The 19,935-nt window shown below is 66.8% G+C and carries 19 protein-coding genes; 7 read left to right on the plus strand and 12 right to left on the minus strand.

The features are described 5' to 3' along the window. Positions 1-41 precede the first annotated feature (41 nt). Complete coding sequence (locus Q9316_RS18360) at positions 42-1,235, plus strand: hypothetical protein (protein WP_306032999.1); 1,194 nt, start codon at positions 42-44, stop codon at positions 1,233-1,235. A 55-nt stretch (positions 1,236-1,290) separates the two neighbouring features. Beyond that, positions 1,291-2,064: an IclR family transcriptional regulator gene (locus tag Q9316_RS18365; RefSeq protein WP_306033000.1), complete on the plus strand. Its 774-nt coding sequence runs from the start codon at positions 1,291-1,293 to the stop codon at positions 2,062-2,064. A 9-nt stretch (positions 2,065-2,073) separates the two neighbouring features. Here the strand turns inward: Q9316_RS18365 and Q9316_RS18370 are convergent, their stop codons facing one another. Then, positions 2,074-3,285: a TIGR03862 family flavoprotein gene (locus tag Q9316_RS18370; RefSeq protein WP_306033001.1), complete on the minus strand. Its 1,212-nt coding sequence runs from the start codon at positions 3,283-3,285 to the stop codon at positions 2,074-2,076. 96 nt (positions 3,286-3,381) lie between these two features. Between Q9316_RS18370 and Q9316_RS18375 the strand changes: the two genes are divergently transcribed. Then, positions 3,382-3,786 carry a (R)-mandelonitrile lyase gene (locus Q9316_RS18375; protein ID WP_306033002.1) on the plus strand — a complete coding sequence of 135 codons (405 nt, stop codon included), beginning with the start codon at positions 3,382-3,384 and terminating at the stop codon, positions 3,784-3,786. A 3-nt stretch (positions 3,787-3,789) separates the two neighbouring features. Here the strand turns inward: Q9316_RS18375 and Q9316_RS18380 are convergent, their stop codons facing one another. Continuing rightward, complete coding sequence (locus tag Q9316_RS18380; protein ID WP_306033003.1) at positions 3,790-5,412, minus strand: ABC-F family ATP-binding cassette domain-containing protein; 1,623 nt, start codon at positions 5,410-5,412, stop codon at positions 3,790-3,792. Positions 5,413-5,614: 202 nt separating this feature from the next. Between Q9316_RS18380 and Q9316_RS18385 the strand changes: the two genes are divergently transcribed. The 4 genes from Q9316_RS18385 to Q9316_RS18400 all read left to right on the plus strand — a co-directional run bounded on the left by Q9316_RS18385 (position 5,615) and on the right by Q9316_RS18400 (position 10,269). Further along, the gene (locus Q9316_RS18385; protein ID WP_306033004.1) at positions 5,615-6,349 is read left to right on the plus strand and encodes a glycosyltransferase family 25 protein; all 735 of its coding nucleotides are present in this window, start codon (positions 5,615-5,617) and stop codon (positions 6,347-6,349) included. Beyond that, entirely contained in the window at positions 6,333-7,634 is a 1,302-nt protein-coding gene (locus Q9316_RS18390) for an O-antigen ligase family protein (RefSeq protein ID WP_306033005.1), read from the plus strand. The genes Q9316_RS18385 and Q9316_RS18390 overlap by 17 nt, the downstream gene beginning before the upstream one ends. Before the next feature lie 88 nt (positions 7,635-7,722). Then, a complete protein-coding gene (locus Q9316_RS18395; protein ID WP_306033006.1) occupies positions 7,723-8,289 on the plus strand; it encodes a sugar transferase in 567 nt (188 codons plus the stop codon). A 48-nt stretch (positions 8,290-8,337) separates the two neighbouring features. After that, positions 8,338-10,269, plus strand: a complete 1,932-nt coding sequence (locus Q9316_RS18400) for a polysaccharide biosynthesis protein (RefSeq protein ID WP_306033007.1) — start codon at positions 8,338-8,340, stop codon at positions 10,267-10,269. A gap of 75 nt (positions 10,270-10,344) precedes the next feature. Here the strand turns inward: Q9316_RS18400 and Q9316_RS18405 are convergent, their stop codons facing one another. The 10 genes from Q9316_RS18405 to Q9316_RS18450 are packed head-to-tail and all read right to left on the minus strand — an operon-like array spanning position 10,345 to position 19,898. Then, on the minus strand, positions 10,345-11,811 hold the full coding sequence (locus Q9316_RS18405) for an aminotransferase class I/II-fold pyridoxal phosphate-dependent enzyme (RefSeq protein ID WP_306033008.1): 1,467 nt from the start codon (positions 11,809-11,811) through the stop codon (positions 10,345-10,347). Position 11,812: 1 nt separating this feature from the next. Continuing rightward, the gene (locus tag Q9316_RS18410) at positions 11,813-12,436 is read right to left on the minus strand and encodes an acetyltransferase (protein ID WP_306033009.1); all 624 of its coding nucleotides are present in this window, start codon (positions 12,434-12,436) and stop codon (positions 11,813-11,815) included. Then, positions 12,426-13,562, minus strand: a complete 1,137-nt coding sequence (gene neuC, locus Q9316_RS18415; RefSeq protein WP_306033010.1) for a UDP-N-acetylglucosamine 2-epimerase — start codon at positions 13,560-13,562, stop codon at positions 12,426-12,428. Before neuC ends, Q9316_RS18410 begins: the two co-directional genes overlap by 11 nt. After that, positions 13,559-14,599, minus strand: a complete 1,041-nt coding sequence (neuB, locus tag Q9316_RS18420) for an N-acetylneuraminate synthase (RefSeq protein WP_306033011.1) — start codon at positions 14,597-14,599, stop codon at positions 13,559-13,561. Before neuB ends, neuC begins: the two co-directional genes overlap by 4 nt. Positions 14,600-14,612: 13 nt before the next feature. Then, positions 14,613-15,419, minus strand: a complete 807-nt coding sequence (locus Q9316_RS18425; protein WP_306033012.1) for an SDR family oxidoreductase — start codon at positions 15,417-15,419, stop codon at positions 14,613-14,615. Then, positions 15,416-16,141 carry an acylneuraminate cytidylyltransferase family protein gene (locus Q9316_RS18430; protein ID WP_306033013.1) on the minus strand — a complete coding sequence of 242 codons (726 nt, stop codon included), beginning with the start codon at positions 16,139-16,141 and terminating at the stop codon, positions 15,416-15,418. Before Q9316_RS18430 ends, Q9316_RS18425 begins: the two co-directional genes overlap by 4 nt. Then, entirely contained in the window at positions 16,134-17,132 is a 999-nt protein-coding gene (locus Q9316_RS18435; RefSeq protein ID WP_306033014.1) for a Gfo/Idh/MocA family protein, read from the minus strand. Before Q9316_RS18435 ends, Q9316_RS18430 begins: the two co-directional genes overlap by 8 nt. Before the next feature lie 17 nt (positions 17,133-17,149). Beyond that, positions 17,150-17,803, minus strand: a complete 654-nt coding sequence (gene hisH, locus Q9316_RS18440; protein WP_306033015.1) for an imidazole glycerol phosphate synthase subunit HisH — start codon at positions 17,801-17,803, stop codon at positions 17,150-17,152. Continuing rightward, positions 17,800-18,561 carry an imidazole glycerol phosphate synthase subunit HisF gene (gene hisF / locus Q9316_RS18445; RefSeq protein WP_306033016.1) on the minus strand — a complete coding sequence of 254 codons (762 nt, stop codon included), beginning with the start codon at positions 18,559-18,561 and terminating at the stop codon, positions 17,800-17,802. Before hisF ends, hisH begins: the two co-directional genes overlap by 4 nt. Further along, on the minus strand, positions 18,558-19,898 hold the full coding sequence (locus tag Q9316_RS18450) for an N-acetyl sugar amidotransferase (RefSeq protein WP_306033017.1): 1,341 nt from the start codon (positions 19,896-19,898) through the stop codon (positions 18,558-18,560). The genes hisF and Q9316_RS18450 overlap by 4 nt, the downstream gene beginning before the upstream one ends. Positions 19,899-19,935: the final 37 nt, after the last annotated feature.

A 19,935-nucleotide genomic window follows, 5' to 3' on the forward strand; every position in this document is an offset into this window, starting at 1 on the left:
ACACATGTTCTACAAAGCGGACAAACGTGACGGGAGCACGCATGCATCTTTCCATGTGGACCTATCCCTGGGACATCCAGGACCAGGGGCTTGAGACGCTTTCCGCCGACCTTGCCGGCCGCGCGGGGCTCAACACGGTCAGCATGGCGACCTCCTACCATGCCGGCCGCTTCCTGCAGCCGCGCAGCCCGGCGCAGAAGGCCTATTTCCCGGAAGACGGCACGGTTTATTTCCGGCCGGACGAGACGCTTTGGCAGGGCAAGGCGATCCGCCCGCTGATGGCGCAGAGCGTCGCCGAGCGCGGCGACATGCTGGCGGCGCTGACCGGGGCGCGCGCGGCGACCGGCCTCAAGGTTTCCTGCTGGACGGTGTGCCTGCACAATACCCGCCTCGGCATGCTGCATCCCGGTGACGTCACCCGCAACGCCTTCGGCAATGCCAACCATTACAGCCTCTGCCCCTCCAGCCCGGCGGCGCGCGACTATGTCGTGACCCTCGTTCAGGACATCACGCGCAATCACCGGCCCGACATGCTGGAGCTGGAAAGCCCCGGCTTCATGGGCTTCGCGCATGGATACCACCACGAGAAGGACGGTGTCGGCCTCAACGAGGAGGACGATTTCCTGCTCTCGCTGTGCTTCTGCGGCCATTGCGCCGCGCGGGCGGGCAAGGCCGGCGTGCCGGTGGAGGGCGCAAGGCGCACAGTCGCCCGCTTCATCGCCGAATTCTGCGAACGGGCCGTGCCGGAAAGGCGGTTTCCCGACTTTCCGCAGGCCGGCATCGACGCCTTCCGCGACCACCACGACCTTCACGCCTACCTTGCCTGGCGCAGCGAGCCGGTGACGAGCCTGATCGGCGCGATCAGGGCCGCCGCCGACCCGGCGACGCGCATCGTGCTGATCGACCACAAGGACGCCTGGCTTGGCGGCGTCGATCTCTCCGCGGCCGGCAGGCTCTGCGACGGGGCGATCCTCTGCTGCTATGACATGACGCCCGAGGCGATTGCCGACGTCGTGCGCCTGGGCCGGGCGATGCTCGGCCCGGAAAAATTCCTCGGGCTTGGCCTCCGCGTCTTCTACCCGGAGGTCGACGGCCCGACGATCCTCGCCGCGCGCGTGAAGAGCGCGGCCGATGCCGGCGTCGACGGCGTGAATTTCTACAACTACGGGCTCATTCCGGCAAAGCGCCTCGACTGGGTGGGCGAGGCGGTCTCGGGGATCGGCCGGCGATATTGACAGACGGCGCGGCCGGCGTGAGAAGCTTGGCCGACGACAGGCAGGGACAACGCCAATGGATGCTATTGCCGACGAAGCCGGTGGGAAGCGCGCCCGCGGGCTCGACCGCGCCTTCGAGATCCTCGATTTCCTGCGCCAGAAGCGGCAGGCGCTGAAGCCGAACGAGATCGCCGCGCAGATCGGCGCGCCGCGCTCCTCCGTCTACGAGCTGGTGAACCTCCTGCTGCGCAACGGCATCCTGGAGTTTTCCGGCGGCGACGGCCGCGTCTATCTCGGCCGCAAGCTCTATTTCCTCGGTGCGGCCTACGAGCACCATTTCGACTTCACCCGCGAATGCGAGGCGGCGCTGGAACGACTGGCGGACGAGACGCGCGAGACGGCGCAGTTCTGCATGCTCGACGGCAACAAATATACCGTCGTGCGCATGCGCGAGGGCGCCCGGCCCTTCCGCATCTCGACGGATATCGGCCAGTCCGTGCCGATCCCGTGGACGGCCTCCGGCCGCCTGCTCGTCACGCATATGAGCGACGCGGAAATCCTGGACTTCATCCCGAAGGAGGATTTCCGCCTGCCGGACGGCGAATGGCTGGACCCGCAGGCGTTCCTCGCCGAGGTGCGGCAGGCCGAGGCCGACGGCTTCTTTACCTTCAACAGCATCGTCGACAGTTTCACCCATTGCTTCGCCGTGCCCGTCATGGACGAGGGCCAGGCGGCCGCGACGCTCTGCCTCGTCACGCCCAAGGCCGACGGGCTGGCCAATCGTGACCGCTATATCGATTGCCTGAAAGCGGCCGCGTCCGGCCTCAGCCATGCGCCGAAGCGAGGCTGAGCCAGTCCGTCAGGCCTGATCGCATAGCCAGCTATGGATGCCTTCGGCGGCGGCGCGGCCGGTGGCGAAGCAGGCGGTGAGCAGGTAGCCGCCGGTCGGCGCCTCCCAGTCCAGCATCTCGCCGGCGACGAAGGTGCCGGGCAGGGCCTTCAGCATGTAGGTGTCGTCGATCGCATCGAAGCGCACACCGCCGGCCGCGGAAATCGCCTCGGTGATCGGCCTTGGGCGGACGGGACGGAGCGGCAGGTTTTTGATCGCTGCAGCCAACGCCTCCGGAGCGAGGCTTGCCACATCGGGCACGCATTCGCGCAGCAGCGCCGCCTTGGCCCCGTCGAGCCCCGCCGCCTTGCGCAGGCGGGTGGAAAGGCTGGCCTTGCCGCCCTGCCGGGCAAGATCGCCGGCGAGCCGTTCGGCGGTCCGCCCCGGCGCGAGGTCGAGCAGGAGGGTCGCTGCACCGTTTTCCGCCAGCGCATCGCGCAGCGCCGCCGCATGGGCATAGATCAGGCTGCCCTCGATGCCGGTTTTCGATATGACGAACTCGCCGGGGATTTCGCCGGCGGCGGACCGGGCGGTGACGCCCTTGACCGGCGCGCCGGCGAATTTGTCGGTGAAGAAGGCCGACCAGTCCATGTCGAAGCCGCAGTTCGCCGGGCGAAAGGGGGTGATGCCGACGCCCCTACCCACCAGTCCGTCAACCCAGGCCGCATCCGAGCCCAGCCGCGGCCAACTCGCCCCGCCGAGCGCGAGCAGAACCGCATCGAAGGTCATCGTCGCCTCGCCCTCCGGCGTTTCGACCAGAAGGCCATCAGGCGCAAACCCCGTCCAGCGGTGGCGAACGCGAATCTCCACGCCCTGCCCTTCCAGCCGCGCCCGCCAGGCGCGCAGCAGGGGCGAGGCCTTCATGACGGTCGGGAAGACCCGGCCGGACGTGCCGACGAAGGTTTGCGTGCCGAGGCCGAGCGCCCAGGCGCGCAGGTCCTCCGGCGTGAAAGCATCGAGCGCGGCGCGCAGCCGATCGTTCGCCGCGCCGAAACGGCTGGAGAAGCGCGCATAGGGCTCGGAATGGGTGAGATTAAGGCCCGACTTGCCGGCGAGCAGGAATTTTCGGCCGATGGTCGGCATCGCCTCCAGCACCGTGACGGCATGGCCGCGCGCCGACAGCGCCTCCGCCGCCATCAGCCCGGCCGGCCCGCCGCCGACGATCCCGATCCGCCTTGTCATCCGCTTCCGCCTTGAAAACCCTTTCCGTCCTCATAAATCGTCTGCGACGGCTTCGCCAGCCGGTGTAAGGTCGCCGGAGAATTCAAGGAGACGGACATGGACATCAAGCGCAACGGCACCAGCCCCTCGACGCCGGGCCCGGCGGACTATTTCACCGGAAAGGTCCGCCTGGACACGCCCTTCAAGGCCGAGGCCCCGGGGCGGACGGGCGGCGCCATCGTCACCTTCGAGCCCGGCGCGCGCACCGCCTGGCACACCCATCCGCTCGGCCAGACCGTCATCGTGACCGCCGGCCTCGGCTGGGCTCAGCGCGAGGGCGGGCCGAGGGAGGAAATCCGCCCCGGCGACGTCGTCTGGTTCCCGCCCGGTGAAAAACACTGGCACGGAGCCACCGACAGCACGGCCATGACCCATGTGGCGATCGCCGAATCGGAGAACGGTTCACCAGTGACCTGGCTGGAACAGGTCTCCGACGACCAGTATCTCGCAAAGAAAGGCTGAGCGTCAGCCGGGCACGCCCGGCGCCTCATGGCCGGTCTGGGCGACATATTCGGTATAGCCGCCCGGATATTGATGCACGTCGTCGCCGTTGATTTCGAGCACGCGGTTCGACAGCGCGCCGAGGAAGTGGCGGTCGTGTGAGACGAAAAGCATGGTGCCCTCGTAATCGGCGAGCGCCTTGATCAGCATTTCCTTGGTGTCGAGGTCGAGATGGTTCGTCGGTTCGTCGAGGATCAGGAAATTCGGCGGATCGAACAGCATGGCCGCCATGACGAGCCGCGCCTTCTCGCCGCCCGAGAGAACCCGGCACTTCTTCTCGACATCGTCGCCGGAAAAGCCGAAGCAGCCGGCGAGCGTGCGCAGCGGCCCCTGCCCCGCGCGCGGGAACTCCTGCTCCAGCCATTCGAAGACCGTGAGGTCCCCGTCGAGCAAATCCATCGCATGCTGTGCGAAATAGCCGACCTTGACGCTCGCCCCGATCGTCACGCTGCCCTCATCCGGGCTGGCGGCACCGGCGATGAGCTTCAGCAGGGTCGACTTTCCGGCGCCGTTGACGCCCATCACGCACCAGCGCTCCTTCCGGCGGATCAGGAAGCTGAAATCCCTGTAGATCGCGCGGCTGCCATAGGCCTTGTCGATGTTTTTGAGATTGGCTACGTCCTCGCCCGAACGCGGCGCCGGCTGGAACTCGAACATCACCGTCTGGCGCCGGCGCGGCGGCTCGACGCGCTCGATCTTGTCGAGCTTCTTCACGCGGCTCTGCACCTGCGCGGCATGGGAGGCGCGCGCCTTGAAGCGCTCGATGAACTTGATCTCCTTGGCGAGCATCGCCTGCTGGCGCTCGAACTGCGCCTGCTGCTGCTTCTCGTTCTGGGCGCGCTGCTGCTCGTAGAAGCCGTAGTCGCCGGAATAGGTGGTGAGTGACCCGGCATCGATCTCGATGATCTTGTTGACGATGCGGTTCATGAACTCGCGGTCGTGCGAGGTCATCAGGAGCGCGCCGTCATAGCCCTTCAGGAACTGCTCCAGCCAGATCAGGCTTTCGAGATCGAGGTGGTTGCTCGGCTCGTCGAGCAGCATGACATCCGGCCGCATCAGGAGGATGCGGGCGAGCGCCACGCGCATCTTCCAGCCGCCCGACAGCTTGCCGACATCGCCGTCCATCATCTCCTGGCTGAAGCTGAGGCCGGCCAGCACCTCGCGCGCCCGGCTCTCCAGCCCGTAGCCGTCCAGCTCCTCGTAGCGCGCCTGCACCTCGCCGTAGCGCTCGATGATCGCGTCCATCTCGCCCGCCCGGTCGGGATCGACCATGGCCGCTTCCAGGTCGCGCAGCTCGGCCGCGACGGAACTGACCGGTCCCGCCCCGTCCATCACCTCGGTGACGGCGCTGCGGCCCTCCATCTCGCCGACATCCTGGCTGAAATAGCCGATGGAGACGTTCTTCTCGACCGAGACCTGGCCCTCGTCCGGCTGCTCCTGCCCGGTGATCATGCGGAAGAGCGTCGTCTTGCCGGCGCCGTTCGGCCCGACGAGGCCGATCTTCTCGCCGCGGTTCAGCGCAGCGGCGGCCTCGATGAAGAGGATGCGGTGGCTGTTGGACTTGCTGATATTGTCGATGCGGATCATGGAAAAGAAGCCTCGCGTGTTGCGCGCCCTATGCCATGGCGCGCCGCAACAGTCCATGCGAGGCGGCTCTTTCAGCGCGGCCGGCGGCGCCGGGTTGCAGATGCGCCACGGAAAATGGTAGGCGAACGCGCAAGAGCGGACGGCTTTCGCCCCGCGACGACGCCGGCCGCGCGGCCTGCCTGTCAGCAACCATGGTGGGGCAATGAGCATCAGCATCTATGCGATCAATCTCGACCGCTCGGCCGATCGCTGGCGCGCGCTCGCGGAAAGCGCCGAAAGGCTGCATCTGCCCCTCGTGCGCGTGCCGGGCATCGACGGCACGAAGACGCCGGTCGAGGAGCGCATCGACTGCGACGCAAGCGCCTTCGCGCGAAACAACGGCCGCACCATCCTGCCCGGCGAATACGGCTGCTACCGCAGCCACCTGAAGGCGCTTTCCGCCTTCCTCGAAACGGGCGAGCCTGCCGCCGTGATCGTCGAGGACGATATCGAGCTGACGGCAGATCTCGTCAGCCGCGCTGAGGCCGCCGTGGATGCGCTGCCGGACGCGGACGCGATAAAGCTGTTCAACCACCGCATCGTCGGCTTCCGTCCTAGTGCGAGCTCCAGTGCCGGCGACGAGATCGGCCGCACGACGCATGGCCCCCAGGGCTCGGCCGCCTGCTACGCCGTGACGCGCGCCGGCGCGGCAAGGCTGATCGACGGGCTAAAGGTCATGCAATATCCCTGGGACATCGCGCTCGAGCGCGGCTGGGCCTTCGGCGGACGCATCTACACGACGCGCAGGGATGTCGCGGCTCCCAAGCGCGACAGCACCACAATTGCGACACGGTCGGCGTACAGAGCCGCGAAATTCCCCTGGTGGAGACGTCTGAGGACCCATGGCATCCGTATCATCGAAACCCTGCGCAGGATCGCCTATGCCTTTGGCCGCTGACCTCGGGGGACGGGCCGGCGCGCGCTCGCTCCTCCCCGCGGCGCTCTGGGCGCTGCTCGCCTCCGCCATGTTGGTCGAGAGCGACATCTACCGCTACATCACCCTCGCCTTCGCCATCTTCGCCCTGGTCCGGCACAAGCTTGAAGTGCGCCAGGTCTCGCGCGACTGGCTCGCCCTCCTCTGCTACGCCTGGGCGGTCTATGCGCTCGTCCGCTTCGTGCTCGGCATCGTCCTCTACGATCAGAAGGGAACGTCGGAATGGCTTTATGCCTTCCCGGCACTGTTCCCGCTCGTCGGCGTCGCGCTCTACGCCACGCGGCGCTCGCTTTTTGCGGCGGGCACCCTGCTTCTCGCCTGCGGCCTCGCCGGGCTCCTCGCCACGCTGGATTTCGGCACGATCTTCGCGGGGGAGCGCGCCGCGCCGCTGTTCCACCACAACCCTATCCATGCCGGCGTCGGCGGTTCCATGCTGTTCCTGACGTCCGTGTTCTGGCTGCTCCATGCCGCAGAGACCGGACGCCTCGCCGGGCGGCTGAAATGGCCCATGCTGGCGCTCGGCCTCGCAACGGCCGCGCTCAGCCTGATCGGCGTGCTCGGCGCGCAGTCGAAGGGCGCCTGGCTGGCGCTGGCCGCGACGATGGGCTTCATGGCCCTCCTGTCGCTCTATCATCTTGCCGGCCGCTGGCGGCTCCACCTGCTCGGCGGGCTTATCGTGCTGGCGGTCGCCGTCGCGGCCGCCGCCGCGCCCTATGTGGTCAAGGTCGCCGGCTCTACCGCCGACGCCGTCCTCACCATGCTGGACACCGCGCTCACGACGAAGGACCCGGTGGGCGCCATGCAGGCGACGATCGCGGACGAGACCGTGCCCTCCGCCATGCGCGAACGCCTGATGCTCTGGTCGAACGCGCTGGAGCTGATCGGGCAGTCGCCGCTCGTCGGCTGGGGCAATGCCTGGCTCGGCGAATGGAAGCGGACCACCTATGCCGATGTCGGCTACACGCTGCTGCATAACGGATATCTCGAAATCCTCGTGCGCCACGGCCTGTTCGGGCTCGCCGTCCTCTCGGTCTTCGTCCTCGCCGCGGCAGGCCGCGTTAACGCGGCCCATCGCGAGGGCCGCATCGGCGCCAGCACGGCCGCCTACCTCTACAGCATGAGCTTCTTCTTCTTCGCCACGATCACCACCAATTCCAACAACCGCCTGGCGCTCGGCGAGAGCTTCTTCCTGCTTGCCGGCGGCGCGGTTTTCGCGATCCTGCTTGCAAGACGCCCGCAATCCTCGTGAACGCGCACTAGAAGATGGCGGCAAACTGCCCTATGGAAGCCGGAAACCGCAGATATCCCGCCAGCAGGAACCCTGGACCAAACACCCAATGTCGTTGAAGCGTGCATTCGATGTCACCGTTGCAAGCGTGGCCCTCCTCGTCTTCGCCGTGCCGATGGCCATCGTCGCGCTGGCGGTGCGCCTGACGTCGCCGGGGCCGGCGCTCTACTGGTCGGACCGGGTGGGGCGCGACAACCACCTGTTCTCCATGCCGAAGTTCCGCACCATGCGCACCGACGCCCCGGTGGTCGCCACGCATCTCCTGACGGATGCGAACCGCCACCTGACGCCGATCGGCGGCTTCCTGCGCAAGACGAGCCTCGACGAACTGCCGCAGCTCTGGTGCATCGTGAAGGGCGAGATGAGCCTCGTCGGCCCGCGGCCCGCGCTGTTCAACCAGGACGACCTGGTCGCGGCGCGCACGGCGCTCGGCGTGCACCGGCTGGCACCGGGCCTTACCGGCTGGGCGCAGGTGAACGGGCGGGACGAACTGACCGTGACCGAGAAGGTGGCGCTGGACGCGGAATACCGCGCAAGGCAAAGCTTTTCTTTCGATTTGCGCATCCTGCTGATGACCGCCATAAAAGTGACGGGTGCAGCAGGCGTGTCGCACTGATCCACGGACGATGCGTGGAGTTCAGCAATTTGGAGCGTGCGTAAGACGATGACAGGCACCACCCTAACCGATCACCGCCTGGTCCGGGACATCCGCGAGCGCCTGGTCGAGATTCCGCGCCTGTGGAAGCGCCTCCTGATGATCGGCATCGACATCGCCGCGCTGATGATCGCGCTCTGGGCGAGCTACGCCATCCGGCTTGCCCAGTGGATGCCGGCGCTGACGACGGAGCGGCTGGTCCTTGCCATCTGTGCCGCCGCGGTGGCGATACCCTTCTTCATCAAGCTCGGGCTCTATCGCTCCGTCATCCGCTACCTGCCGGACGCCGCCATCTGGACGATCCTGCGTGCCATGCTGATGGCCACGATGAGCTGGGTGATCATCATCTTCCTGATGGAGATGGCGGGACAGGGCATCGTGCCGCGCTCCGTGCCGTTCCTCTATTTCGTGCTCGGCACGCTTCTCATCGGCGGCATCCGCTTCGCCGCCAAGTGGATCCTCAACCAGGGCACCGGCCTTCGCCGCGACGAGGACCCGATCTTCATCTACGGCACCGGCCCCACCGCCGCGCAGCTCGCCCGCGCCCTCAAGGGCCACGGCAACCGCTTCGTCATGGGGCTCATCGACGACGACCCGGCCAACCACGGCCGCGACATCGCCGGCTATCGGGTGTTTCCGTCCAGCGACCTGCCGGGCCTGATCGACCGCTACGGCATCAAGGAGATCGTGCTCAGCATGTCCGCCATCCCGGCCGAGACCCGGCAGGCGGTGATCGCGCGGGTCACCGGGCTCGGCGTGCGCGTGCGCACCCTTCCCGACATTTCCGACATCGTGGACGGCAAGTACATCGTCAACCAGATCCGCGAGATTGAGCTCGACGAACTGCTCGGCCGCTCCTTCATCCCCGCCGACAAGGAGCTCCTAAACCAGGCGCTGACCGGCAAGATCGTCATGGTCACCGGGGCGGGCGGCTCGATCGGCTCGGAATTGTGTCGCCTGATCATCCGCTGGAAGCCGAAGAAGCTCGTGCTGCTGGAGGCGAGCGAATTCGCGCTCTACAAGATCGAGCAGGAGCTGCTTGCCGCCGGCGACCATGCCGTCGTGCCGGTGCTGGGCTCGGTGACGGATGAAAGCCTGATGCGGCGCGCCATCCGCTCGCACGGCGTGCAGGTGCTCTACCACGCGGCTGCCCACAAGCATGTGCCGCTGGTCGAGGCCAACGTGCTGGAAGGCATCCACAACAACGTCTTCGGCACGCTGACCGTGGCGCGCACGGCGGCGGAAGAGAAGATCGAGAGCTTCGTGCTGATCTCCTCCGACAAGGCGGTGCGCCCGACCAACGTCATGGGTGCGACGAAGCGCTGGGCCGAACTGATCGTGCGGCAGATGGCGATCGAGGCGCAGGCGCGCGGCGACAGGCAGACCTTCTGCGCCGTGCGCTTCGGCAACGTGATCGGCTCGAACGGCTCCGTCGTGCCGCTGTTCAAGCAGCAGATCGCCAAGGGCGGCCCCGTCACCATCACCGACCTCGACATGACGCGCTACTTCATGTCGATCCCGGAGGCGGCCGAGCTCATCGTGCAGGCCGGCGCGCTCTCGGCCGGCGGCGACGTGTTCCTGCTCGACATGGGCGAGCCTGTGCGCATCGGCGACCTTGCGGAAAACATGATCCGCCTCGCCGGCTTCCAGGTGCGCAACGCCAAGAACCCGGACAGCGGCATCGCCATCGAGGTGATCGGCATCCGGCCGGGCGAGAAGCTCTACGAGGAACTGTTCTACGATCGCGACAACGCGCAGCCAACCCGCCACCCCAAGATCCTGCGCGCCGATTCGGCCGCCATCGCGCGCTACGACATGGAGGCATCGCTGCGCAATCTGGCGGCCGCGATCGCGGCGGAAGACGAGGCAGAGGCGAAGAAGCTGCTGTTCGCCCTGATCAGCGGCGAAAACGCGCCGGAGCAGGCAACCTCCTTCGGCTGACGAGACGATGCCCGGAAACGAGAGCGGCGGCGCATGTCCCGGACCTGCGCCGCCGCTTTTTTCGTTTGGGAACGATCAGCGCAAGAGCGATTTCAGCGTGGAAATGACGCGGTCGAGCTGTTCCTCGGACATATTGGAGCCCGAGGGCAGGCAGATGCCGCGCTCGAAGAGATCGTCCGAGACGGAGCTGTTGCCGGCCGTGAAATAGCGCGTGCCGGCAAAGACGGGCTGGAGGTGCATCGGCTTCCAGACCGGGCGGGCCTCGATCATCTCGCCGGCGAGCCGCTTGATGATGCCGGCGCTGTCATGGGCGGCGGAGGGCGAGACGGTCGCCGTGGTCAGCCAGCGGTTGGAAAAGCTCCAGTCCGGTTCGGGCATCCACTCGAGGAGGCCGGCATCGGCAAGACCGTCGCGGTAGCGCTCGAAGACCCCGCGCCGCGCGGCGACGCGCTCTTCGAGGACACGCAGCTGGCCGCGGCCGACCCCCGCCAGGATGTTGCTCATGCGGTAGTTGTAGCCGATCTCGCTGTGCTCGTAGTGCGGCGCCGGATCGCGCGCCTGCGTGGCGAGGAAGCGGGCCCGCGCGACGATCTCCTTGTCGTCGGAGACCAGCATGCCGCCGCCCGACGTGGTGATGATCTTGTTGCCGTTGAAGGAGAAGACGCCGACCTTGCCGAAGGTGCCGCTCTGGCGTCCCTTGTAGGTGGCGCCCAGCGATTCGGCGGCATCCTCCAGCACCGGCACGCCATAGGACGTGCACAGGTCGAGAATGGGATCCATGTCGGCACTCTGGCCGTAGAGATTGACGACGATGACCGCCTTCGGCCGCCAGCCTTCCGCGGCCGCCGTGGCAAGGGCGCGCTCGAGCGCCTTCGGGCACATGTTCCAGCTCGTCTCTTCCGAATCGATGAAGACCGGCTCGGCGCCCTGGTAGACGATGGGATTGGCGCTCGCCGCGAAAGTCAGCGTGGAGCAGAACACCTTGTCGCCCGGGCCGACGCCGAGGAGGCGAAGGCCGAGATGGATGGCCGCCGTGCCGGAAGAGACGGCCGCGCCATGGGCGGAGCCGACGAAGGCGCAAAGCTCCGTTTCGAAGGCATCGACATTGGGGCCGAGCGGCGCGATCCAGTTGGTCAGGAACGCCTGTTCGACGAAATCCCGCTCGCTGTCGCCGATATGCGGCGTCGACAGGAGAACCTGCTCGTCGATGTCGCGCCGCATCAGCAGCTTGACGGCCCTACCCTCGCCGTCAACGAGCGGCAGGTGGCTGATCCCGTGGTGGTTCATCAGTTCGAGCGCGGCGCGGCGCGTGACGCCGAGCGGCGCGGTAATGCACCTGGCCGCCGGCAGCACCTCGATCGTCTCGTCGAGGCCGTGGCCCGCAAGAATGAGGCGGCGAAGATCACCGTCCGTTATCGCCCGGTCCAGCACGCCCTCGTCAGAGACCAGAAGGAGGATGCCGAGACCCGCCTGCTCCAGGCGGCTCATCGCGTCCCGAAGGGTCGCCTTTCGCGGAACGATCAGTTCTTTGACCTCTGTCACCTTAGCCTCTGCTCATTTCCCGCGCGGGCGTGCCAATGAAGGTGCCGGCGTTCTCTATCGATCTTGTTACCACGGCACCCGCTCCGACCACCACATCGCTGGCGAGCGTCAGGCCCGGCAGGATCACCGCCCCGGCGCCGATGAGCACCCGGTCTCCGGCCGTGACCCCGCCTCCCAGCACCGCGCCCGGCGCGATATGGCAGAACGCGCCCAGGACGCAGTCGTGATCGACGATGGCGCCATGGTTGACGATGGTTCCCGCCCCGACGCTTGCGTCCGGCCCGACGACGGCCGATGCGGCGACAAATGCCCCCTCTTCCACCCGCGCCGAGGATGCGATCGCGCTTTTGGGATGGACGACGGTCAACGGCCGGGCGCCGCCTGCGGCGATCTCCGCGGATCGGCGGCTTCGCACGGCATTCGTTCCGATCGCCACATGGAAAAAGCCCTCCGCAAGGTCTGCGACGGGTTCGACCACGATCCCTGCAACGCCAGCGCCGACCCGGGCAGGATTGTCGTCGAAAAGCCGCACAGCGATCTCGTCACCGAGAAGCGCTCGCAGCGCGTCGATCACGACCTTCGCATGTCCCCCGGCCCCGAAAACGTGAACCTTCTCAATAGGCATTAAATTTTCTCAAGGCCTGGGGGTCGAGTGGTATCGATGCCAGAAGCGCCGCGATGCGCGGTGCGCTCGCCCCGTCGCCATAGACGTTGCACGGTTCCAGTCGCCCGCGCGCCAGGACTTCACGGATGCTCCTGGAAAGCCCTTCGTCCGCCTGCGCCACGTCCGTCACGTTGCGGTTACGCTCGCGAAGGTTCTGCCGCGAGCCGATATTGACGACGGGCGTGCCGAAGCTGCCGGCCTCGATTATACCGGCGCTGGAATTGCCGATCATCAGGTCGGCAGCGGCCATCCAGGAAATGAAGTCCCCGCGCGGGAAATGCGTGACGAGGCGAAGATCGGGATGAGATGCCGCCGCCTGCAGGGCCGCGCGAACATGCTCTCCGCCGGCGTCCGAATTCGGCATCAGCGCCACGACCTGGCAGCCGGCCGCAAACAGGCCGGCAAGGATCGCTTCGGTTTCCCGCGCCATCGAGCCCGCATCCTGCACCACGGGATGATGAACGAGGAGGGCGACGGGCGGGGAAGGATCGAGCCGGAGGGAGGCGAAAAGCTCTGCACGCGGCACCGCGGCGCCGTCGCGAAGGCCGTCAAGGCCGGGCGCGCCCACCGCCCAGACCCGGTCGTCGCGCTCTCCCATCCGGATGAGGCGCTGGCGCGCGTCTTCCGTCGAAGTGAAATGGAAGTGCGCCAGCTTGGAAATTGCGTGCCGGATCGGCTCGTCGACCGTTCCCGACCGTTCGCCGCCATGGATATGCACGATTGCGATATTCTCATGGGTCGCCGCGATGGCAGCCGCCAGCATCTCGCCCCTGTCCCCCAGAAGCAGCACGATATCAGGCCGCTCCCGCTCGATGACGTCGGTGAAGCCGATGAGCATGGTGCCGAGATTGCGCGCCATGGCAGTGCCGGTGTTGACGTCGAGATCGACCGGCACCTCGGCGGCGATCCTGAAGCCCGCGGCCTTGATCTCGTTCACCGTGGATCCGTAGACCGGGGAGAGGTGCATGCCGGTGACCAGGATCGAAAGCGCGAAGCCCTCGTCCGCGTCGATGGCCTTCAACGTGCGCGCCATCAGGCCGAAATCCGCCCGCGTCCCCGTGACATAGAGGATCCGGCGCTTCGTCAAACGAGGTCCTCCCAGGTAAGGAGGATACGCGGCTCGAGGTCCCGCGCCGCCGTCATGCCGAGGATCTTCTCCGCATGGGCGGGCGCGATGCCGGTGCCCGGCCGCAGGAAGATGAGGTTATCGCTCGTGATCGTCTCGCCGGCGGCGACCGGCCGGCGCAGGCTGGCGCTCTTGCGCACCACGTCGCGCACCGGCAGTTCGGAGGCGTTCGGCTGCTTGACGCCGTCGCCGAGCGCGCCCTCGACGATGCGGATCTGCCGCACCATGTCGGACAATTCCTGCGGCTCCAGCGACGCCTTGTGGTCCGGTCCCGGCAGGTCGCGATCGACGGTGAAATGCTTTTCGACGACCGACGCGCCAAGGGCGACCGCCGCGACCGAGACGGTGAGGCCCTCGGTATGATCGGAATAGCCGATGGCCGTGTTCACGGCCTTGGCGATCGTCGCCATGGCCCGCAGGTTCGACTCTTCGGTCTTCGCCGGATAGTTGGACGTGCAGTGCAGCACCGTCAGGTCGCCGGGGCGCTCCTGGTGGCCGGCAGCGGCCCATTCCTTGCGCACGCAGGCGGCCGCATCGACCACCTCTTCCAGCGTCGCCATGCCGGTCGACAGGATGAGCGGCAGCGCCTTGCGTGCGCAAGCGCGCAGGAACGGCAGGTTGGTGATCTCGCCCGAGGGCACCTTGATACGCTTTATGTCGAGGCTGGACAGGTATTCCAGCGCTTCCTCGTCGAAGGGCGTCGACATGAATTCGATGCCGAACTTGGCGCAATGCGCGATCGCCAGATGGTGCATTTCATCGCTCAGTTCCAGCTTGCGCAGCATGCTGTGCTGGTCGCCCTCGCCGGTCTGGCGCTTCTGGTAGGCGGCGGTATCGGCACCGGGCATGGCGAGGCGGTCGGCGTTGAAGGTCTGGAACTTGACCGCATCGGCCCCGGCCTCGGCCGCGATCTCGACGAGCTTCTTCAGAAGCTCCGGGTCGCCGTTGTGGTTCACGCCGGCTTCGGCGATGATGAAAACCTTGTCCTGCATCGTCATTTTCCGTCTTTCCTCACCAGGTCGTCCAACCGCCGTCCACCATCAGGTTCTGGCCCGTGACCCAGCCGGACAGGTCGCTCGCGAAATAGCAGACCGCGCCGATGAAATCCTCTTCCTGTCCCATGCGCTTCAGCGGCGTGCGGGCCTCGTAACGCTTCACGAAGGCCTCCGGCTGGCCGCGCGCGACACCGCCGGGGCTGATGCAGTTGACGCGCACCTCGGGCGCCATGACCGTCGAGAGCCAGCGCGTCATCTGCACGACGCCGCCCTTGCTCACCGCGTAGGCGGCCGGATTGCCCATGGCCGTGCCGTCATAGAGCGACATGTCCGGTCCGACATTACCATAGATCGAAGAGACGTTGACGATCGCGCCGTGGCCGGAGGCGCGCAGCAGCCCGCCCAGCGACTGGCTGAGATGGAAGGCCGCCGTGAGGTTCACTTCGATCGCCCGGCGCCAGGTCTCGATGGACTGCCGTTCGAATTCCGTCACCCAGCCGGTCAGGTTGCTGTCGCCGACGAAGCCGGCATTGTTGACGAGAATGTCGAGCCCGCCGAAGCGCTCCGTCAACGGAGCGGCGACGAGGTTGCGCTCCGCCTCGTTCTCAAGGTCGATGCGCATCCCCTCGATCCGGGCACCCGCCACGCGTGCGCGCAGCTCGTCGGCCGCCTTGGCCAGCGCCTCGTCCGAACGGTCAAGCAGGCAGACCGTCGCGCCGAGTTCGGCAAGGCCCGCCGCGATGGCGCGGCCGATATGGCCTGCCCCGCCGGTAACGGCCGCCACCCGCCCTTCGAGCGACATCAGTTGCTTGAACGATCTCATGGCGTTTCCTTCCGGTCTTCTCGTCGCATGGCGGCAATCGCTTCGGCAAGGCGAAAGTCGAATTCGGTGTCGATATCGGCGGCGCGCTCGACGGGCACGAGAACCGCGCTGACCGTGCCGGCGAACAGGCGCTCGGCGGTGAGGATGAAGCGCGGCCGGACAGCATAGGCGACCGTGGTGATGTCGTAGACCGGCGGCACATCCTGCCGGCGCGAGATGCCCGCACCCGACGATAGAACGATTTCCGCATGCTGTTCGCCGTCGAGCCGCACCATGTTGAAATAGGGGCTGCGGCTCGCCTCGGTGACGGTGATCACCGCATCTGTCGCCGGGTCCTGCCGGATCCTCTCGATGCAGGCGGTCACGTCCTCGACCGCTCGGAAGGGCGAGGTCGCGGGCAGACTGACGAAGCAGTCGAACGGGCCGCGCTCCTGTTCGAACCAGGTGACGGCGTGCCGCCAGGCGAGCCATTCCGGCGAATTGTCCTGCGCCAGCTCGGCCGGGCGCAGGAACGGGACCTCCGCACCATGGGCGCGGGCAACCTCGGCGATCTCCGCATCGTCGGTCGAGACGACGACCGTTTCGACACCGGGTGTCGCAAGCCCCACCTCGATGGAATGGGCGATCAGCGGCTTGCCGTCGAGAAGGCGGATGTTCTTGCGGGGGACCCCCTTGGAGCCGCCGCGGGCGAAAATGAAGGCGACGCTGCGCATGTCAGACATAATCGATCTCCACTTCCCTTCGCCCGGCCATGGATTGCCGCGCAGCCTCGACAAGGCAGATGACATCCGTGCCCTGCCGCGCGCTCGCCAGCAACGGCGACTTACTACCGGCAATGGCCGAGAAGAACGCCGCGACCTCATCGAGATAGGGCTGGTTGGCGTCCGCCAGCCGGCAGGTTTCGCGCGTCCAGTTGCCGTCTGCGGCACGATAGAGGTCGAGCTCGCCCGTCATGAGGTTGCCGGAAAGCGTCCCCTCCGTTCCGACGATGCGGAGCTGGCGCGTCACGGCGCGCTGGAGGAAATCGAGGTTGACGTTGACGATCGGGGCGCCGTCGCCGAAGCGCAGCGTCAGGGCGACGGCATCCTCGACTTCGATGCCGAGGTCGCCGATCTGCCCGCCGGCGGCATAGAGCCGCTGCGGACGGCCGAAGAGCCAGTAGATATAGTCGAGCTCGTGGCTGAGTTCGAGCAGGGCCCCGCCGCCAAGCTCGCGCCGGGCCGAGACGCCCTCGCGATAGGGCTGGCCGGGGCGCCAATCGGGAAGGTACTGCCCCACCTCGGCCCGCGCGGTGAGCACGCGGCCAACGGCGTTGTCGGTGAGGAGGGCGCGCACCCTCTGCATCATGGGGTGAAAACGAAGATTATAGGCGACGAAGAGCGGGACGCTCTTCGCCTCGGCCTCGCTCACCAGCCCTGCAAGCCCGTCGATCCGGTCGGCGAAGGGTTTTTCCACCAGGACCGGTATGGCCTGCCCGACGAGTGCGCGCGCCACGGCAAGGTGCTCGGTGGCGGGCGAGGCGACGATCGCCGCATCCGGCCGGAAGGCGAGCGCGGACGGAAGGTCCTGGAAGACATGGGTCGCGCCCTCGGCCGTGGCCGGGCTGCCGGGCCGGCGCAGCACGGCGAGTTCCGCTTCCGGCAGGAGGCTGCGCAGGTTGCGCAGGTGCCGGCGGCCGATGCTGCCGAGACTGACGACGAGGACCCTTTCCAACGGCTTCTCCATCGCCGTCACAGGCTCAGGAAGCGGCGGATGACGGAAAGGCCGATTTCACCGCTGCGCTCGGGATGGAACTGCGTCGCGCAGATATTGTCGCGCTGCACCGCAGCGCAGATGCGATGGCCGCCATAGAGGCAATCGGCCAGCATGTCACCTTCATCCGCCGGGCGGGCGGCGAAGGAATGCACGAAATAGACGCTCGATGCGCCCGGCTGGTGGTCGGCGAGAAGCGTGCCTTCCCAGGAACGCTCCGCTTGCGCCGGCACGAGCGCGCTCCAGCCGATATGCGGCACGGGCTGCGGTTCACCGGCCGTATCGACGGATGGAACCCTGGCGACCCGGCCGGGCAGGATGCCGAGCCCCTGATGCTCGCCGAACTCCTCGCTCGCCTCGAACAGCATCTGCATGCCGACGCACACGCCGAGGAACGGCCGGCCCGTCTCGACATGGCGGCGGATGAACTCGTCGAAGCCCTTCTCGCGCACGGCGCGGATGCTCTTCTCGAAGGCGCCGACGCCGGGCACGACGAGCCTTTCGGCAGGCCCCGCCTCCGCCGCGCTTTCGACGACGCGGATCTCGGCGCCGCAATGCCGGAAGGCGCGGGCGACGTTCAGCATGTTGGCCATGCCGTAGTCGACCAGTGTGATTTCCGCCGCCTTCGTCATGCCACCCTCGTCGCCATGCCCGCCGCGCGGACCGTGTTCTTGATGTCGGAAAGCGACAGGCGCTTGTAGTGCAGCACGTCGGCCATCGAGACGGCCGCGCAGCGCGGCAGGGCAAGGGCGGCGCCGAGATGCGCCAGGGTGCCGAGCCCGCCGCTGGCGATGACGGGCACCGGAACGGCCTCCGTCACTTGGGCGATCAGGTCGAGATCGTAGCCCTTGCGGGTGCCTTCCTTGTCGACGGAGGTCAGCAGCACTTCGCCCGCGCCGAGCTCGACGGCCCGCTTCGTCCAGTCGATGACGTCGAGGCCGGTACGCTCGCGCCCGTTGTCCGTATAGGCTTCCCAGCGGCCGGGCCCGACCTCTTTCGCCTCGATCGACAGCACGGTCGCCTGCGAGCCGAATTCGCGCGAGATCTCGCCGATCACCTCGGGGCGCTGCACGGCGGCGGTATTGATGGCAACCTTGTCCGCCCCCGAACGCAGGATGTGCCGCGCATCGTCGACCGAGCGTATGCCGCCGCCCACCGTGATCGGTATGAAGACGCGGTCAGCCGCCCGTTCGATGATGCCGCTCAGATTGTTGCGCCCATAGAGGCTCGCGACGATGTCCATGAAGACCAGCTCGTCCGCGCCTTCCTCGTAGTAGCGCAATGCAAAGGCATGCGGATCGCCGACCACGCGCAGACCTTCGAGGTGAATCCCCTTGATGAGGTTCGGCCCCTTGATGTCGAGACGCGGAATGATCCGGACGTTCTTCACAGAGCAGCCTCGGCGTCGGCGGCCTCTTGCCAGACCGCATGGCGCAGCTGCCAGCGGTTGCCCTCCCACTTCCAGAGGTGGGGGCTGCGGAACGTATCGGCAAGCGTATCGAAATAGTCTCGCGTCAGAATGGGCTCCTCGAACATTCGGCTGGCTTCCGGGAATTCTTCCGGCGGAATGCTGAGATAGCGGAAGATCTCTTCGGCGAAGCGTTCCGGCCATTCATGGTCGAAACGCTTGACCAGCGCCACGCCTTCTTCGCGCGTGATGTCGCCGGAGCGGATTTCCTGCGCCGCATCGTAGCTCGCCCGCCCGAGGCCGAATTTGATGCCGGTCGTGTAGTAGTGGAAGTCGTCGATCCGGTCGTCGATGCTGTTGTACTTGCTGTAGGTGCCGGGCGTCCTTTCCGGCGAGGCCTGGAAGCCGCCATGCTCGACGGCGTAGTAGTAGCAGCTCTGCGGGTGCCATTTGAGATAGTAGCCGAGATAGTGGACCTCGACGCCCTGGGCCTCGATCTCCGACGGATTGGCCGGCAGGTAGGGCAGGAGATCCTGCTGCTCGACGCCGAAATGCGCCTTGAGATCGGGGATGGGCACGCCGCCGAGGCTCACCTTCGACTGGTCGTCGGAGGTGAAGTAGGACCAGTCGCGCTTGGCCGTTTCGGTATCGCCGATAGGGTTGCCGTATTCGGCCTCGTTCTCGCCGAAGAAGACGAGCGGGATCTTGTGCAGCAGCGCCATTTTCGGCGCCAGCGCCTTCTGGCCGAACATGAAGGCCTGGAAGGGGTGGAAAAGGTTGTCGACTGCAAGGCGCGTCAGGAGCCGGTGCACGCGGCCGTTCGGCGTCGAAAGCAGATTGTCGTGGCCGGCATGGATCCAGCTCTGGAAATTCCGCCAGCCCCATTCCGTGTAGACATGCGGCGCCCAGGTCACGGTCAGCGGATGCATGCCGTATTTGGTCTTCAGGATATGGGAGGCATAGAAGCTGTCCTTGCCGCCCGAACCCGGCACGATGCAGTCATAGTTGCCGTTGCGGCTGCGGAACGTATCGCACAGGGCGACGAGCCGCCGTTCGCGCTCTTCCCAGTCGATCCCGGCCTGCTTCTTCTCGGCGAAGCGGCAGGCGTCGCATACGCCCTCTTCGTCGAAGGCGATCGTCGCCTTCTTGCTTTCCTTGGTGTGCTTGTACTCCACCGCAGAATTGGGGCGCTGGTTCGAGATCACGCAGCGAACGCAGAACTTGACCTTCGAGGGCAGACCGTACTTGGTTTCGTGCGCGTGTGCGTCGCCCGAAAAGAGAGACTTGTCGATACGGGCCGGGGCCGGAATTCGATTCATGACCGTGTCTTTTCTATTCTTGAGAGCGCCCCGGATT

It is taken from the genome of Shinella zoogloeoides (assembly GCF_030733845.1).
Lineage (GTDB): Bacteria > Pseudomonadota > Alphaproteobacteria > Rhizobiales > Rhizobiaceae > Shinella > Shinella zoogloeoides_C.

What these genes read in the sequence shown, in the direction of transcription:
- Q9316_RS18425 (WP_306033012.1), bottom strand. Translation starts at nt 15,419, where the DNA reads ATGAGATCGTTCAAGCAACTGATGTCGCTCGAAGGGCGGGTGGCGGCC.
- Q9316_RS18370 (WP_306033001.1), bottom strand. Translation starts at nt 3,285, where the DNA reads ATGACAAGGCGGATCGGGATCGTCGGCGGCGGGCCGGCCGGGCTGATG.
- Q9316_RS18365 (WP_306033000.1), top strand. Translation starts at nt 1,291, where the DNA reads ATGGATGCTATTGCCGACGAAGCCGGTGGGAAGCGCGCCCGCGGGCTC.
- hisH (WP_306033015.1), bottom strand. Translation starts at nt 17,803, where the DNA reads ATGACGAAGGCGGCGGAAATCACACTGGTCGACTACGGCATGGCCAAC.
- Q9316_RS18395 (WP_306033006.1), top strand. Translation starts at nt 7,723, where the DNA reads ATGTCGTTGAAGCGTGCATTCGATGTCACCGTTGCAAGCGTGGCCCTC.
- Q9316_RS18430 (WP_306033013.1), bottom strand. Translation starts at nt 16,141, where the DNA reads ATGTCTGACATGCGCAGCGTCGCCTTCATTTTCGCCCGCGGCGGCTCC.
- Q9316_RS18390 (WP_306033005.1), top strand. Translation starts at nt 6,333, where the DNA reads ATGCCTTTGGCCGCTGACCTCGGGGGACGGGCCGGCGCGCGCTCGCTC.
- Q9316_RS18385 (WP_306033004.1), top strand. Translation starts at nt 5,615, where the DNA reads ATGAGCATCAGCATCTATGCGATCAATCTCGACCGCTCGGCCGATCGC.
- Q9316_RS18375 (WP_306033002.1), top strand. Translation starts at nt 3,382, where the DNA reads ATGGACATCAAGCGCAACGGCACCAGCCCCTCGACGCCGGGCCCGGCG.
- Q9316_RS18400 (WP_306033007.1), top strand. Translation starts at nt 8,338, where the DNA reads ATGACAGGCACCACCCTAACCGATCACCGCCTGGTCCGGGACATCCGC.
- Q9316_RS18410 (WP_306033009.1), bottom strand. Translation starts at nt 12,436, where the DNA reads ATGCCTATTGAGAAGGTTCACGTTTTCGGGGCCGGGGGACATGCGAAG.
- Q9316_RS18360 (WP_306032999.1), top strand. Translation starts at nt 42, where the DNA reads ATGCATCTTTCCATGTGGACCTATCCCTGGGACATCCAGGACCAGGGG.
- Q9316_RS18450 (WP_306033017.1), bottom strand. Translation starts at nt 19,898, where the DNA reads ATGAATCGAATTCCGGCCCCGGCCCGTATCGACAAGTCTCTCTTTTCG.
- Q9316_RS18380 (WP_306033003.1), bottom strand. Translation starts at nt 5,412, where the DNA reads ATGATCCGCATCGACAATATCAGCAAGTCCAACAGCCACCGCATCCTC.
- neuB (WP_306033011.1), bottom strand. Translation starts at nt 14,599, where the DNA reads ATGACGATGCAGGACAAGGTTTTCATCATCGCCGAAGCCGGCGTGAAC.